We start from the raw sequence: 14,339 nt of genomic DNA on the forward strand, positions 1-14,339 counted from the left end.
ACGACTACACTTCCTTCGAGTCACTTCGACAACACCGCGTCACAATGACCACACACCCGCTGCTGTCTGCACTGATTCCGCTGGTCGACGACCTGTCGCGCGACCTGCCGGCGCAGGAGCGCTATCGCCGATTGCTGCAGGCGCTGCGCGAACTGCTCCCCTGCGACGCCACCGCGCTGCTGCGGCTGGACGGCGACCGTCTGGTGCCGCTGGCGATAGACGGCCTGAGCCCGGACACGCTGGGCCGTCACTTCCTGATCGCCGAGCACCCGCGGCTGGCGGCGCTGCTCGAACGCAGCGAACCGACCCGCTTCGCCGCCGACTGCCCCTTGCCCGACCCCTATGACGGACTGATACAGGGTCACGGCGCACATCTGGAAGTACACGACTGCCTGGGCTGCCCGCTCTATCTGGACGAACAGCCCTGGGGCGTACTGACACTCGACGCGCTCGACCCTGCGCGCTTTGCCGGCGCCGACCTCGACATGCTGGCCGGCTTCGCCAGCCTGGCCGCGGCCACCGTCAAGGCCGCGGAGCGCATCGACACGCTGGCGCGCCGGGCCGAGAACGAGGAACTGCGCGCCGAGGCCTACCGCGAGGCGGCCGGCGCCAGCCCGGCGGGCAGCGGCGACATGGTCGGCCACAGTGCGGCGCACCGGCGTCTGCTGAAGGAGATCGAACTGGTCGGTGGCAGCGAACTCACCGTACTCATCCACGGCGAAACAGGCGTCGGCAAGGAACTGGTCGCGCGGGCACTGCACGCCGCATCGACGCGCGCCACGCGGCCGCTGGTCAGCCTGAACTGCGCCGCGCTGCCGGACAACCTGGTCGAGAGCGAACTGTTCGGCCATGTGCGCGGCGCCTTTTCCGGCGCGCTGACCGAGCGCCGCGGCAAGTTCGCGCTGGCCGACGGCGGCACGCTCTTCCTCGACGAGATCGGCGAACTGCCGCTGGCGGCCCAGGCCAAGCTGCTGCGCGTGCTGCAGGGCGGCCAGTTGCAGCGCATCGGTGCCGAGCAGGAGGTCCATGTGGACGTGCGCGTGATCGCCGCCACCAACCGCGATCTGGCCGAGGAAGTGCGCGCCGGCCGCTTCCGCGCCGACCTCTACCACCGCCTCGGCGTCTATCCGCTGCACGTGCCGCCGCTGCGCGAACGCGGCCGCGACGTTCTGCTGCTGGCCGGCCGCTTCCTCGAACAGAACCGTGCCCGTCTCGGTCTGCGCGGCCTGCGCCTTGCCCCGGACGCACAAGCCGCCCTGCTCGCTCACGACTGGCCCGGCAATGTGCGCGAACTGGAACACCTGATCAGCCGCGCCGCGCTGAAGGCGCTGGCCGGCACCCACGAGCGCCCGCGCATCGTCACGCTGGACGCCGCTCACCTCGAACTGTCGCCGCCGGCACCGCCCGAGACACCGGCGCCGGTCAGCGATCCGGCGGGCCCGGTCGGCGACCTGCGCAGCGCGGTCGACCGCCTGCAGCGCGAAGCGATCGCCGCCGCGCTGGCGCGCACCGGTCACAACTGGGCCGCCGCCGCGCGCGAACTGGGGCTGGACCGCGCCAACCTGCAGCGGCTGGCGAAACGGCTCGGCCTGCGCTGACGCACCGCATCTTGACCCGTGCATCAAAAGAAACGAATATTCCCTGTGTGCAACACGCACACCGCCAGCGGGACGACCCGCGCGGCGTTTCATGCGACGGGGACGGCCCCGATATCCGGAGTTGAGCTCATGTCGTGGACCATCCTCGTGATCGCCGGCCTGTTCGAATGCGCCTGGGCGATCGGCCTCAAATACACCGACGGTTTCAGCCGTTTCTGGCCTTCGGCCTTCACCGTCGTGACGATGATCATCAGCGTCGTGCTGCTCGGCATCGCCATGCGCAACCTGCCGGTCGGCACCGCCTACGCGGTGTGGACCGGCATCGGCGCGGTCGGCACCGTCATCCTCGGCATCGTGCTGTTCAGCGAGCCGGCGAACGCGGCGCGACTGGTCTGTGTCGGCCTCATCGTCGCCGGCATTCTCGGTCTCAAGCTGACTTCGGCCTGACAGTCAGGTCGGGCGCGGCAGCCGCGCACTTGTGCCGGCTGCCCGCTATCGGCGAAAATCGCGGGCTTTCGCTTTTGCTGCGCACACTTGCGTGCGCGGTCCACCTTTCGAGCCCATCATGACCGACCACGCCGCACTGCCTGCCGACGACGACAACCACATCATCGCGGAGCGGCGCGAGAAACTGCGCCAGTGGCGTGAAGCCGGCGGCGCCTACCCGAACGACTTCCAGCGCACGCATTACGCCGGCGAAATCACCGCCCAGCATGCGACGGCCACCGCCGAGGCACTGGAAGCACATCCCGAGCGCGTACAACTTGCCGGCCGCATCATGCTCAAGCGCGTGATGGGCAAGGCCAGCTTCGCCACCATCCAGGACATGTCGGGGCGCATCCAGCTCTACGTGACCAATGACGGCGTCGGCGAAGAGGTGCATGGCGCCTTCAAGCACTGGGACCTGGGCGACATCGTCGGCTGTTCCGGCACGCTGTTCCGCACCCGCACCGGCGAACTGACGGTGAAGTGCGACGCCATCCGCCTGCTGTCGAAGGCGCTGCGTCCGCTGCCGGAGAAATTCCACGGCCTGTCGGACCAGGAAGCGAAGTACCGCTACCGCTACCTCGACCTCATCACCAACGACGACTCGCGCGCCACCTTCGTCGCGCGCAGCCGCATGATGAGCGCCATCCGCGCCGAAATGACGCGCCAGGGCTTCCTCGAGGTCGAAACGCCGATGATGCACCCCATCCCTGGCGGCGCTGCGGCCAAGCCGTTCAAGACCCACCACAACGCGCTCGACATGGAACTGTTCCTGCGCATCGCGCCCGAGCTCTACCTGAAGCGACTGGTGGTCGGCGGTTTCGAGAAGGTGTTCGAGGTCAACCGCAATTTCCGCAACGAAGGCATCAGCCCGCGCCACAATCCCGAATTCACGATGATGGAGTTCTATCAGGCCTATGCCGACTACCGGCAGCTGATGGACTACACCGAATACCTGCTGCGCCACTGCGCCGAACAGGCGCTGGGCACGACCAAGTTCATGTACCAGGGCCGCGAGCTGGACCTGGGCCAGCCCTTCCACCGGCTCACCATCGTCGAGGCCATTCGCAAGTACAACCCGCAGTACACCGAAGAGCAGCTGGCCGACGAGGCCTTCGTGAAGCAGGCCATCGTGACCCACGGCGAAAAGGTGAAGCCGGGCGGCCTCGGCTCGCTGCAGCTGCAGCTGTTCGAAGCCTGCGCCGAAGCGCAGCTGTGGGAACCGACCTTCATCATCGACTACCCGGCCGAGGTGAGCCCGCTGGCGCGCCGTTCGGACGCGCAGCCGGACATCACCGAGCGCTTCGAACTGTTCATCGTCGGCCGCGAGATCGCGAATGGCTTCTCTGAGCTGAACGACCCGGAAGACCAGGCGGCCCGCTTCCTCGAACAGGCCAAAGCCAAGGACGCTGGCGACGAAGAAGCGATGTATTTCGACGCCGATTACATCCGCGCGCTCGAGCACGGCCTGCCGCCGACCGGCGGCTGCGGCATCGGCATCGACCGCCTGGTCATGCTGCTGACCGACTCGGCCAATATCCGCGACGTGATCCTGTTCCCGCAGATGCGGCGCGAGTAAGCGTCCGGCCCGGATACGGCCCACGATGAACGCCGATCGAACCGATGCCCGCGGCGCCGGTCCTGATCGGCGTTCCGCTTTCCAGTGACCGCACCATGTCCCGACCTCTTCAGCCCCTGGTTCCCGCGCCGCTCGAATTCGCCGACGATGGCACGCCGCGCTCGGCCGCCTACGACGACGTCTATCACTCGTCGGACGGCGCTCTGGCGCAGGCGCAGCACGTGTTTCTCGCCGGCAACGGTCTGCCCGACCGCTGGGCCGGACGCGAACGCTTCGTCGTGCTGGAGACCGGTTTCGGCCTCGGCCTGAACTTTCTCGCCACCTGGCGCGCCTGGCGCGACAGCCCGGAGCGCTGCGCACGACTGCACTTCGTATCGGTCGAGAAACACCCGTTCGCGCAGTACGACCTGGCCATCGCCTGCCAGCGCCTGCTGCCGCAGGACATGGCCGAGATGGCGCAGAAGCTGGTCGAGCGCTGGCCGCTGGCGGTGCGCGGGCTGCACCGCATCGAGTTCGACGCCGGTCGCGTCATCCTGACGCTGGGTCTGGGCGACGCCGACACGCTGCTGCCGCAACTGACCCTGCGCGCCAACGCGATCTATCTGGATGGCTTCTCGCCGGCGAAGAATCCCGAACTGTGGTCGCCCCACATATGTAAACAGCTGTCGCGCCTCGCCGCCGCGGATGCCACGCTGGCCACCTGGAGCGTCGCCTCCGGCGTGCGCGACGCGCTGGCCGGCGCCGGCTTCGTTACGGAAAAGCAGACCGGCTTCGGGCCGAAGCGCCACATGCTGACCGGCCGCCTGCACCCGGGCGCTCAGGCGGCCGCGCTGCGCCATCGGCCCGAGCCGGCGGCGCCGAAGCGGGTGGCGGTGATCGGTGCCGGCCTCGCCGGCTGCGCCGTCGCCGAGCGGCTGGCCGCGCGTGACGTCGAAGTGGTGCTGATCGAGCGCCACGCAGGCCCGGCGCAGGAAGCGTCGGGCAATGCGGCGGGGGTACTGCGACCGATGATCGCCCGCGACGACAGCGTGATCGCCCGCTTTTCCCGTGCCGCCTTCCTGCACGCCTCGGCCCACATGAGGCGGCTGGCCGGTGAAGGTCGGCCGCTCAAGTGGGGCCCAACCGGCGTGATGCAGATCGCCCACGACGCCGAACACGAGCGCCTGCAGCGCGAGGTGTGCGAAACCGGCGCGCTGCCGCAGGCGCTGGTGCGCTACCTGTCGGACTGGGAAATGACGCGGCGCATCGGCTATCCGGTCGCACTCGGCGGCTGGTGGTTTCCGCGCGGCGCCTGGGTGAATCCGGCCAGCCTGTGCGATGCCAATCTCGAGCGCGCCGGCGTCGCAGTCAGCCGGCTGATGTCCACTGAAGCAGTGTCGCTGACCCGGAACGGCGACCGCTGGTCCGTGAGCACCGCCGCCGGCACGCTGATCGACGCCGGCGCCGTGGTGCTGGCCAACGCGGCCGACGCCTGCGCGCTGGCGCCGTTCGCGTTGCCGCTCACACGCGTGCGCGGCCAGGTGACGCGGCTGCCGCGCAACCTGTTGCCCAATCTGCATGTGACCGTGTGCCGCGAGGGCTATCTCTGCCCGACGCCGGACGGCGACCTGAATCTTGGTGCCAGTTTCGATATCGGTGACCGCGACACGTCGGTGCGCGAGGACAGTCACGCCGGCAATCTGGCCCGCCTCGAACGCCTGCTGCCGGAGGCCTGCACGCCGCCGCAGCCTGCAACACTGCCTGGTCGCACCTCGTTTCGGACTGCAACACCCGACCGTCTGCCGCTGATCGGTGAAACGGGCGGCCTGCACCTGCTGACCGGCCTCGGTGCGCGCGGCCTGGTGTGGAACGCGCTCGGCGCTGAACTGCTCGCAGCAAGGCTTTGCGGCGATCCCTTGCCGCTCGAACAGGATCTGGCACGGGCGCTGAGTCCGGCGCGCTTCTCGCCGGACGATTGACCGAAATCAACCGTTGCGGGAAAAATTTCACGCAGCGGTGAAGCTTTCCGGGCGGCAGCCGTAAACCGCTCCATGCCCCCGGAAATGCGTGACCGTTCGTCTTGCTTGCATGAAGCCCGACAGTCCTTTCCGGTAGCCGTCACGCCACCTGGAGAGTCGCCGTGAAAATAAATCTGCCCGTCACGCAGAAAGAAGTGTTCCTTGAGCCCGGGAAACCCATCGTCACCAAGACGGACCTGAAGGGCGCCATCACCTACGCCAACGAGTCTTTCGTCAATATCAGCGGCTTCAGCCGCGAAGAACTGGTTGGCCACAACCACAACGTCGTCCGCCACCCGGACATGCCGCCCGAAGCCTTCGAAGACCTGTGGCTCACCATCAAGGCCGGTCAGCCGTGGCGCGGCCTGGTCAAGAACCGATCGAAGAACGGCGACCATTACTGGGTCGAAGCCTTCGTCACGCCGATCACGGTCGATGGCCGTACGGTCGGCTACCAGTCGGTGCGCAACGCGCCCAAGCGCGAGGAAGTCGCCGCCGCCGAAACGCTCTACCGCGCCGTGCGCGACAAGACGGCGAAATTCCCCCGCACGCAGATCGCCAAGCCCCGGCTCGGCCTCGCTGGCCGTGTCTGGCTCGGCGCCGGCGTGACGTCCGCACTGGCGCTGGCCGGCGGCGCAGTCGGCGGAGGGTGGGGCCTGGGTCTGTCCGGCGTCGCTGCCGCTGTGGCACTGGGTACCGCCGCATGGCAGAACAGCACGGTCGCCGGCCGCCTCGACAGCCTGCACCGCACCATGCTGGAACTGGACGAAGGCAAGCTGGCCAAGCAGATCGAGGCGCCGCCGGGGCCGCTGCGCCCGCTGTTCGTCGCGATGGAAGTGATGCGCATCCACCTGCGCGCGATGTTCGCCGACGTACTGGTGAACGCGCGCGAAGTAGACGAGCGTTCGAAGGAACTGGACGACGCGATGCGCGCGCTGATCAAGGCCACCGGTGCCCAGGGCGAGAATGTAATGCAGGTGGCCGCGGCGATGGAAGAAATGAGCGTGTCCATCAATGAGGTGTCGAGCAACACCGACCGCGGCCTCGAAGCAGTCAAGCGCACCGAGCACAGCGCGCAGGACGCGATGAAGACGATGGAAGCGGGCATCGCCAGCAGCCATCGCGTGGTCGGCGTGGTGACGCAGTCGCAGGAACGGATCGCCGAGGTGAACGCGTCGGTCGAGAAGATCCGCCAGGTGTCGCAGGTGATCAACGACATCGCCGAACAGACCAATCTGCTGGCGCTGAACGCGGCCATCGAAGCGGCACGTGCCGGTGAACAGGGTCGCGGCTTCGCCGTCGTGGCCGACGAGGTGCGCAAGCTGGCCGAGCGCACCCGCACCAGCACCAAGGACATCGGCTCGGCGGTGACCGACATCATCCAGCTGGCAGGTTCGGCGGTCGACACGATGAGCGCGACGGCAGGCGAGGTGGCCCGGTCGACGAGCGAAATCGAGGCCAGCAGTGCCGGCCTCCAGGGCATCTGGGACGCCAGCCGCGAAGCCGCCAACTACTCCGAGGAAATCACCCAGATGCTGCGCCAGCAGTCGCTCGCCTCGCACGAGGTGGCGTGCAGCATGGAACGCATTTCGAGCACGGTTGAACAGACCAACTCAAGCGTGCAGTCGGTCGGCGAGGCCGCCACCCGCCTGCATTCGACCTCGAGCGAACTGCGCGAACTGGTGAAACACCTGGAACAGGCGCTGCACTGATACGGACCGCCGCCGTGCCGATCAGGCTCGGCGGCTTCCGCGATCGCGCGCACTTCCGATCCGCTTCCCCCTTGGCGACAGCGCCCGCCCACAGCGGAGCTGTCGCCTTTTCACGTCTCCCGGAGGGTCCTCTCAGGCGCGCACGGCATGGGTTGCGCCGGTCAGCCCCTTCAGCACGTCGGCCACGCCACGCGTGTGCCCGGCCACGCCGGCGGTTTCGCTGCTGTAGGTATCGATGGTTTCGAGCACCTGGGTCAGGCCTGAAACGCCGGTCGACTGCGCTTCGATCATCTGCGCCACGCGCACGATCTCCGCCGCCAGCGCGGAAATGTCCTTGCCGATCACGCCTGCGCTGTTGCGCGACTTCTCGGCCAGCATGCGCACCTCGTCGGCCACCACGGCAAAACCGCGCCCGGCTTCGCCGGCACGCGCCGCCTCGATCGCCGCATTCAGCGCCAGCAGGTTCGTCTGGTCGGCGATCTGCTGGATCATTTCGACCACGCGCTGGATACGGTCGCTGGCGTGCGACAGATCGCGCGCACTGCTGCCCACTTCGTTCGCTTGGCCGGCCAGCGTATCGACGGTACGCACCGCGGTCTGGATCACGCCCTGCTGGTCGCTCAGGCGCGTCGTCAGCTCCCCCACCGAGCCATACAGATCGTTGGCACAGGCTTCGAGCTGGCTCGCGGTCGCCTCGCGCGTGCGCTGGGCGTCGAGCATGATTTCGCCAAGGTGGTTCAGATCGCGTACCACCGGCACCATGCTCGGGTCGACGTTGCCCGGATCAAGCCGGCTGCCGAAGTTGCCGGCGCGGTAGTCGCTGATCTGCTGCACCATCACGCGCGACATGCCCGCCAGCTTGGCGTTCTGCCGGCGCAGGAAGAAGGCCTTGAACTCGCCGTAATGGGCGACGAAGTTGTCGACATACTCGTCGCGGAACACCTCGCCCTGCTGCAGCCGGAAGAAGAACACGGCGGTCAGCGTCTGGTTCAGGTTCAGACCGAGGATTTCGCCGAAGGTCGAGAAACCGGCGACGTCGATGCCGCTGAACACGCGGTCCAGCCCGCTCAGTTCAGCACCGTTGTAGAGCCGGCGCAGCACGCAGTCGTTGAACATGCCGGCCAGCGGCTGGCCCGGCTTGTTCGACATGAAGGCGCGGAAGTCGCGCTCCGTGGTGGCGGCGAATGGCGTACGCCGTACCAGCACCAGTTCCTCCCCCGGCGCCACGTCGCAGTAGAAGTCGACGCGATCGTGGTCGAAGTCGAGCGTCGCGACCGAGCGCACGAACAGTTCGCCATTCACACGGATGGCGAAGGAGTGACTGTCGAGCTTGGCCGACAGCTGGCCGCGCTCGCAGCCGAAAGTCCTGCACAGCGCGTCGATCAGCGACACCGCGCGGCCGTCCTCGTCGATTACCAGATTGACCTGGCGACGCTCGACCGAGGCGCTGAATATCTGGAAGCGGGTCTGCGTGGCTTCGAAGTTCTGGCTCTTGAACACGCCGAAACGCACGTGCGGCGCCATCTTCAGGAAGGTCACCAGCACGTGGTTGTTGAGTCGGCGGTTGCCGTCGTGCAGCCACGTGTCCTTGAAGTCGAGCTTGCCGCCGGCCGAGCCGCCGACGAACAGACAGGGAAAGCGGCCGGCTTCGTACAGCGCTTCCATGAAGAAGGATTCGGAATTCGACAGGCCGTCGAACAGCACATAGGCGAAGGTGTCGCGGTGATCGATGTCCATCGCCACCTGCGCCCCCTGGATGCTGCGTACCAGACGTTCGATGCGCTCGCGGTAGTCCATCACGCGACCGTTCTGCCGCAGGTCCTCGCTGGCCAGCGGTATCGCCACCACCTGCGCCTGGCCGATCACGCTGCGATCGAAAAGCTGCAGCACGACGCGGTCGCGTCCGTCCGACGCGGCACAGTAAAGCGATGAACCGGCGGCGCTGCACAGTTCGCCGGCGGTGGTGCTCAGGGTCAGCGCAACACCCGGAAAGCGGGCCCTGATGGCCTGCGCGACGCGGTCGATGTCGACGTCCGGTGCCACATATCCGCTGACGAACGAGGGCGTGCTGCGTACTGCGGCGAGGCGCGATTCCAGCTCACCCAGCCGCGTCTGCAGCGTTTCGATGCCTGCGCGCCCGTTCGGTGACTGGCGTCCGAATAGTTTCATCTCTCTCTCCCTGAATTCCCGATCGGCAACGCGGTGGCGCGTCGATCAGCGTTAACCAACGGGAGCGGCCCACTCGACTTTATGGTTGAGAAACGAAAATTTTCCAGGCGTGTTCAATCTCTGGACACTTTTTCTTCAATGAACACATGGGTTTAACGAAGTCGAACATGGTGCGGGGCAACACGACAGCCGCCCCGTGCACTTCAATCCACCAGGCCCAGTACGCGATCAGCCAGCGCGTTGGCGCTGTCGAAGGCATCCTCGATGCGCTCGCCCAGACAGCCGTCGGAGGCATAGCCAAACTTGCTGTCGGCGTCCCACAGACAGGGACGGCCGAGTGGCCGGATTACACGGGCGTAGCGCCAACGATGGGCGCAGCGATGAAGCGGCGCCGCGGTACACCCGGTGGCGGCAGCGAAAGCCTCGAACAGCAAGGCTTCGATCTCCTCCGGTGAGCACTCGAGATGGTCCTGCGACCACTGCGCATCGGCATGCACCACCCAGCACTCCTGTGCCGCGTCGCGCTGGGGTTTGCTGCTGTCACGCGCCGCCCAGTTCAGTGCGCCGCCGGCGTCGAAGCGCAGGCAGTCGTCAGCGTTGATGCGCTCGGCGAACGACAGCATCAGCGTCCAGCACGGCGCGTAGCGGATGTCCTGCATGGCGTCGATGAAGGGCTTGATGTCCATGCCGGCGCAGCGCTCGAACAGCCCCGCCGCCTGCGGTGCCGGCAAGGTCACCAGTACCGCATCGAAACAGTCGGCCAGCATGCCGGCCTCGCCCGCCAGCCACCAGCCGAGGCGGTCCGCCCCCATGCCGGTGATGGCGATCTGCGAACGGATCTCGGCGCCCCACAGCAGGCGCGGAGCCAGCGCATTCATGCCGGGCACGCCCACCCAGCGCGGATCGCCGTCGATCGCGGCTGCGGACCACTGCGCGATGACGCCGGCGCGCTGCCAGTCCGCTAGGCGCCCCTGCAGCGCCTCGCCGCGCACCGACATGAACTGCGCGCCGTGATCGAAGCGCAGCCGACCGGCCGCGCGCGTGGCCATGCGACCGCCTGCCGCACGGCCCTTGTCGAACACCTGGACCGAGCGCCCGGCGTCGACCAGCCGCCGCGCGAGCGTGCATCCCGCCATGCCCGCTCCGATTACCGCAATGTTGTGCATTGTTGCTGTTCCTCTATTTATCAGCGCATCACCTGCGTGTGCGGAGCGGATCATGCAAGGTCTGTGCTAGGGTCTGCTCTCACTTGTTTCGCACGCCACGATCCGGAAGCGCGTGCGCGAATGGCCAAGCGCCGCGCACCACGACAGCAACACCGATGCCCCGCCAACTGCTCGAGCACTACCCGCAAACCGGACCGCGTTACGACGAACTGCTGTCCGCCCCGTGGACACTGCGCCCGCACTGGCGCGTGCTGTTCGACACTCTGGTGCGCGCCCGCCCGGAACAGATGCAGGAAAGGCTGGCGTCGGTGCGCCGGCAGATCCGCGAGAACGGCGTCACCTACAACGTCTATGCCGATCCGCGCGGCGTCGAGCGCCCATGGGAGCTGGACGTACTGCCGCTGGTCATCCCGCCCGACGAGTGGACGCAGATTTCGGCCGCGATCGCACAGCGCGCGCGGCTGCTCAACCTCATCCTGCAGGACGTTTACGGGCCGCAGCAGATGCTGGCCGAAGGCCTGCTGCCGCCAGCGCTGGTCTATGGTCACGCCGGTTTCCTGAGACCCTGTCACGGGCTGAAGGTGCCGGGCGACATCCATCTGCATCTGTACGCGGCCGATCTTGCGCGTTCGCCCGACGGCCGCTGGTGGGTGCTCGCCGATCGCACGCAGGCGCCGTCGGGCGCCGGTTACTCGCTGGAGAACCGGCTGGTCATTTCGCGCGTGTTCTCGGAGCAGTTCCGCGACCTGCACGTCGAGCACCTGGCGAGCTTCTTCGCCACGCTGCGCGACACGCTGGCGCAGCATGCACCGGAGGGTGACGGTCCGCCACTGACCGTGCTGCTGACGCCCGGCCCCTACAACGAAACCTATTTCGAGCACGCCTATCTGGCGCGCTACCTCGGCTTTCCGCTGGTCGAGGGTTCGGATCTGCTGGTGCGCGACGGCAAGGTGTGGCTCAAGCACCTGTCCGGCCTGCGCCGCGTGCATGCCGTGCTGCGCCGTCTCGACGACGACTTCTGCGACCCGCTCGAACTGCGTGCCGACTCTGCGCTCGGCGTGCCCGGTCTGGTCGACGCGGCGCGACGCGGCAACGTGCTGATCGCCAACGCGCTCGGCTCCAACCTGCTGGAGACCGGCGCCCTGCTCGGCTTCCTGCCGCGGCTGTGCGAACGTCTGCTCGGCGAGCCGCTGGCCATGCCCTCGCTCGCCACCTGGTGGTGCGGCGAGGAGGCGGCACTGGAAGACGCCATTGCCCGCCTCGACACACTGGTGATCAAGCCGGCCTTCCCGCAGCTGCGCATCGATTCGGTGTTCGGTGCAGACCTCGACCGCAAGTCGCGCGCCGCGCTGATCGCGAAGATGCGCGCACGACCGCATCACTACGTCGCCCAGGAACTGGTTCAGCTGTCGCAGGCGCCGGTGTGGGACACCCAGCACCCGCGCCGGCTGGCGGCGCGCGCGGTCGGCCTGCGCGTGTTCGCCTGTGCTTCGCCCGAAGGCTATGCCGTGATGCCGGGCGGACTCGCCCGCGTGGCGTCCGACCGCGACGCGCGGGTGATCGCGATGCAGCGCGGCGGTTCGAGCAAGGACACCTGGGTGCTGACGCACGGCACCGTCAACACCTTCAGCCTGCTGCGCCGTTCGGTGTCACCCGCCGAACTGGTGCGTGCCGGCAGCAATCTGTCCAGCCGCGTCGTGGAGAACCTGTTCTGGTTCGGCCGCTACTGCGAACGCTGCGACAACGGCGCGCGACTGCTGCGCGCAACCATCGGCCAGCACATCGAGCTGGACGACATCCGCGACCACGCGCTGACCGCGCTGTGCCAGCACAACGGCCTGCTGCCCGCCGAGCCGGGTGAGGACATCGGCGCTGCACTGCGCGCCGCCGCGCTCGATCCGGCGGCACCCGGGTCGCTGGCCGGCGGTCTGCACCAACTGTCCACCGTTGCGTTCAACCTGCGCGAGCGGATGTCGCTCGACAACTGGCGGGTGATCAGCCGGCTGACCGACGAGCTGAGCGCCGCCCAGCCGAGCGAGCCGGGCGAGGTTCTGGAGCGGCTGGACCGCTGCGTGCAGGCGATGATGACGCTGTCCGGATTCGCGCTCGACGGCATGACGCGCGACCAGGGCTGGCGCTTCCTGTCGATGGGCCGCCGCATCGAGCGGCTGCAGTTCATGTGTGGCGTGCTGCGCCACGCGCTGGCTGCGGCCGGCGACGCGCCGGACTGGCTGCTCGAACTTGCGGACAGCACCATCACCTACCGCTCGCGCTACATGACGCGGCCGCAATGGCTGCCGGTGCTGGACCTGCTGGTGTGCGACGAGACGAATCCGCGCTCGATCGCCTACCAGGCGCTCGGCCTGACCGACTATCTGGCGCGGCTCGCCGCCCAGTTCGGCGCGCTGGAGCCGGCCGCACTGTCGGACGCGGTGGCTGAATTGCTGTCGCTGCGGCCGGAGGCCGACCTGCACACCGGCTCGACCCGGCTCGACACCCTGCTCGAACGGCTGGGCAGCGCGGCCTATGCACTGTCGGAACAGCTCGGGCTGCGTTTCTTCAGTCACTCGGACGGCGTGTGGACGGGCACCGAGGAGCGCCGATGACGCAGGTCCGCTATCACGTGCTGCACGAAACGCACTACCGCTACGCCTGGCCGGTGTCGATGTCGCGCCAGCTGCTGCATCTGACGCCACGCGAGACGCCGCGCCAGACGACGCTCGCGCACCGGGTCGACATCACGCCGGTGCCGGCCGAGCGCGAACGCCGGACGGACTACTTCGGCAATCGGGTCGAACACATTTCGGTCGGCGCCGCGCATGAGGAACTGGCGGTGCTGGCCACCTCGACGGTCGACGTGAGGCGCATCAGCGACGCGCCGAGGCCGCAGTCGCCCGCCTGGGAACACGTGCGCGACCGCCTTCACCAGGTCGGGCCGGCGCCGCTGCTCGAGCCCTGTCAGTACCTGTATGCCAGCCCGCACATCGAACCGCTGGCCGCACTGGCGCGTTACGCCCGACTCGACTTCCACCGAGACCGGCCGCTGTTCGACGCCACCTGTGCGCTGATGCGGCGCATCCATCGCGATTTCGAGTTCGACCCGGAAGCCACCACCGTGAGCACGCCGCTGGAAACACTGCTCAAGCAGCGACGCGGCGTCTGTCAGGATTTCGCCCACTTCATGATCGGCTGCCTGCGTTCGCTCGGCCTGCCGGCACGCTACGTCAGCGGCTATCTGCTGACGCAGCCACCACCGGGTCAGCCGCGCCTGATCGGCGCCGACGCCTCGCACGCATGGGTGTCGGTGTTCTGTCCGGGTGCGGGTTGGCTCGATTTCGACCCGACCAACTGCGTGCAGCCCGATGACCAGCACATCACCGTCGCCTGGGGGCGCGACTTCAGCGACGTCACGCCGATGCGCGGCGTCATCCTCGGCGGCGGCGAGCACGTGGTCGAGGTGCGCGTCACCGTGATGCCGGAGGACGATGCCCGACTGGCCCGCACCTGCGCAGAGGCGACGCAGCCCCTTGAACCGGAATGAAAATCCGTCCATAATCCGCGTTTTTCCTCCGCGGGTACCGTCTGCACAGCCGTCAGGCTCAGCCGACCCGGGGTTCGATGATCCGCACGAG

The 14,339-nt window shown here is 67.9% G+C and carries 9 protein-coding genes and 1 pseudogene; 7 read left to right on the forward strand and 3 right to left on the reverse strand.

Annotation, left to right across the window (positions count from 1 at the left end; genetic code table 11):
* Positions 1-44: 44 nt before the first annotated feature.
* The 5 genes from norR (at position 45) to AC51BJ_RS01895 (ending at position 7,372) form a co-directional block, all read left to right on the forward strand.
* Positions 45-1,598 (forward strand): nitric oxide reductase transcriptional regulator NorR, encoded by a 1,554-nt coding sequence (norR, locus tag AC51BJ_RS01875; protein WP_496279145.1) that lies wholly within the window; start codon positions 45-47, stop codon positions 1,596-1,598.
* 129 nt (positions 1,599-1,727) lie between these two features.
* The gene (gene sugE, locus AC51BJ_RS01880; RefSeq protein ID WP_019918882.1) at positions 1,728-2,045 is read left to right on the forward strand and encodes a quaternary ammonium compound efflux SMR transporter SugE; all 318 of its coding nucleotides are present in this window, start codon (positions 1,728-1,730) and stop codon (positions 2,043-2,045) included.
* 118 nt (positions 2,046-2,163) lie between these two features.
* Entirely contained in the window at positions 2,164-3,663 is a 1,500-nt protein-coding gene (lysS, locus tag AC51BJ_RS01885; protein WP_019918883.1) for a lysine--tRNA ligase, read from the forward strand.
* A 95-nt stretch (positions 3,664-3,758) separates the two neighbouring features.
* Positions 3,759-5,621 (forward strand): bifunctional tRNA (5-methylaminomethyl-2-thiouridine)(34)-methyltransferase MnmC2/FAD-dependent 5-carboxymethylaminomethyl-2-thiouridine(34) oxidoreductase MnmC1, encoded by a 1,863-nt coding sequence (gene mnmC, locus AC51BJ_RS01890; RefSeq protein WP_496279146.1) that lies wholly within the window; start codon positions 3,759-3,761, stop codon positions 5,619-5,621.
* A gap of 161 nt (positions 5,622-5,782) precedes the next feature.
* Positions 5,783-7,372 carry a methyl-accepting chemotaxis protein gene (locus tag AC51BJ_RS01895; protein ID WP_496279147.1) on the forward strand — a complete coding sequence of 530 codons (1,590 nt, stop codon included), beginning with the start codon at positions 5,783-5,785 and terminating at the stop codon, positions 7,370-7,372.
* A 132-nt stretch (positions 7,373-7,504) separates the two neighbouring features.
* On the opposite strand, the gene AC51BJ_RS01900 is transcribed toward AC51BJ_RS01895, so the two are convergent.
* From AC51BJ_RS01900 to AC51BJ_RS01910, 3 genes and pseudogenes are all read right to left on the reverse strand, one after another.
* A complete protein-coding gene (locus tag AC51BJ_RS01900; protein WP_408630422.1) occupies positions 7,505-8,221 on the reverse strand; it encodes a methyl-accepting chemotaxis protein in 717 nt (238 codons plus the stop codon).
* Positions 8,222-8,389: 168 nt separating this feature from the next.
* Positions 8,390-9,541, reverse strand: a pseudogene (locus AC51BJ_RS01905) (FIST signal transduction protein); the annotation flags it as partial.
* 203 nt (positions 9,542-9,744) lie between these two features.
* Positions 9,745-10,761, reverse strand: coding sequence for an NAD(P)/FAD-dependent oxidoreductase (locus AC51BJ_RS01910; RefSeq protein WP_496279148.1), 1,017 nt, complete (start codon positions 10,759-10,761; stop codon positions 9,745-9,747).
* A 101-nt stretch (positions 10,762-10,862) separates the two neighbouring features.
* On the opposite strand from AC51BJ_RS01910, the gene AC51BJ_RS01915 reads away from it, so the two are divergent.
* Positions 10,863-13,313: a circularly permuted type 2 ATP-grasp protein gene (locus AC51BJ_RS01915; RefSeq protein WP_496279149.1), complete on the forward strand. Its 2,451-nt coding sequence runs from the start codon at positions 10,863-10,865 to the stop codon at positions 13,311-13,313.
* On the forward strand, positions 13,310-14,248 hold the full coding sequence (locus AC51BJ_RS01920; protein ID WP_496279150.1) for a transglutaminase family protein: 939 nt from the start codon (positions 13,310-13,312) through the stop codon (positions 14,246-14,248). Before AC51BJ_RS01915 ends, AC51BJ_RS01920 begins: the two co-directional genes overlap by 4 nt.
* Positions 14,249-14,339: the final 91 nt, after the last annotated feature.

This window comes from Methyloversatilis sp. S146-33 (assembly GCF_059552495.1).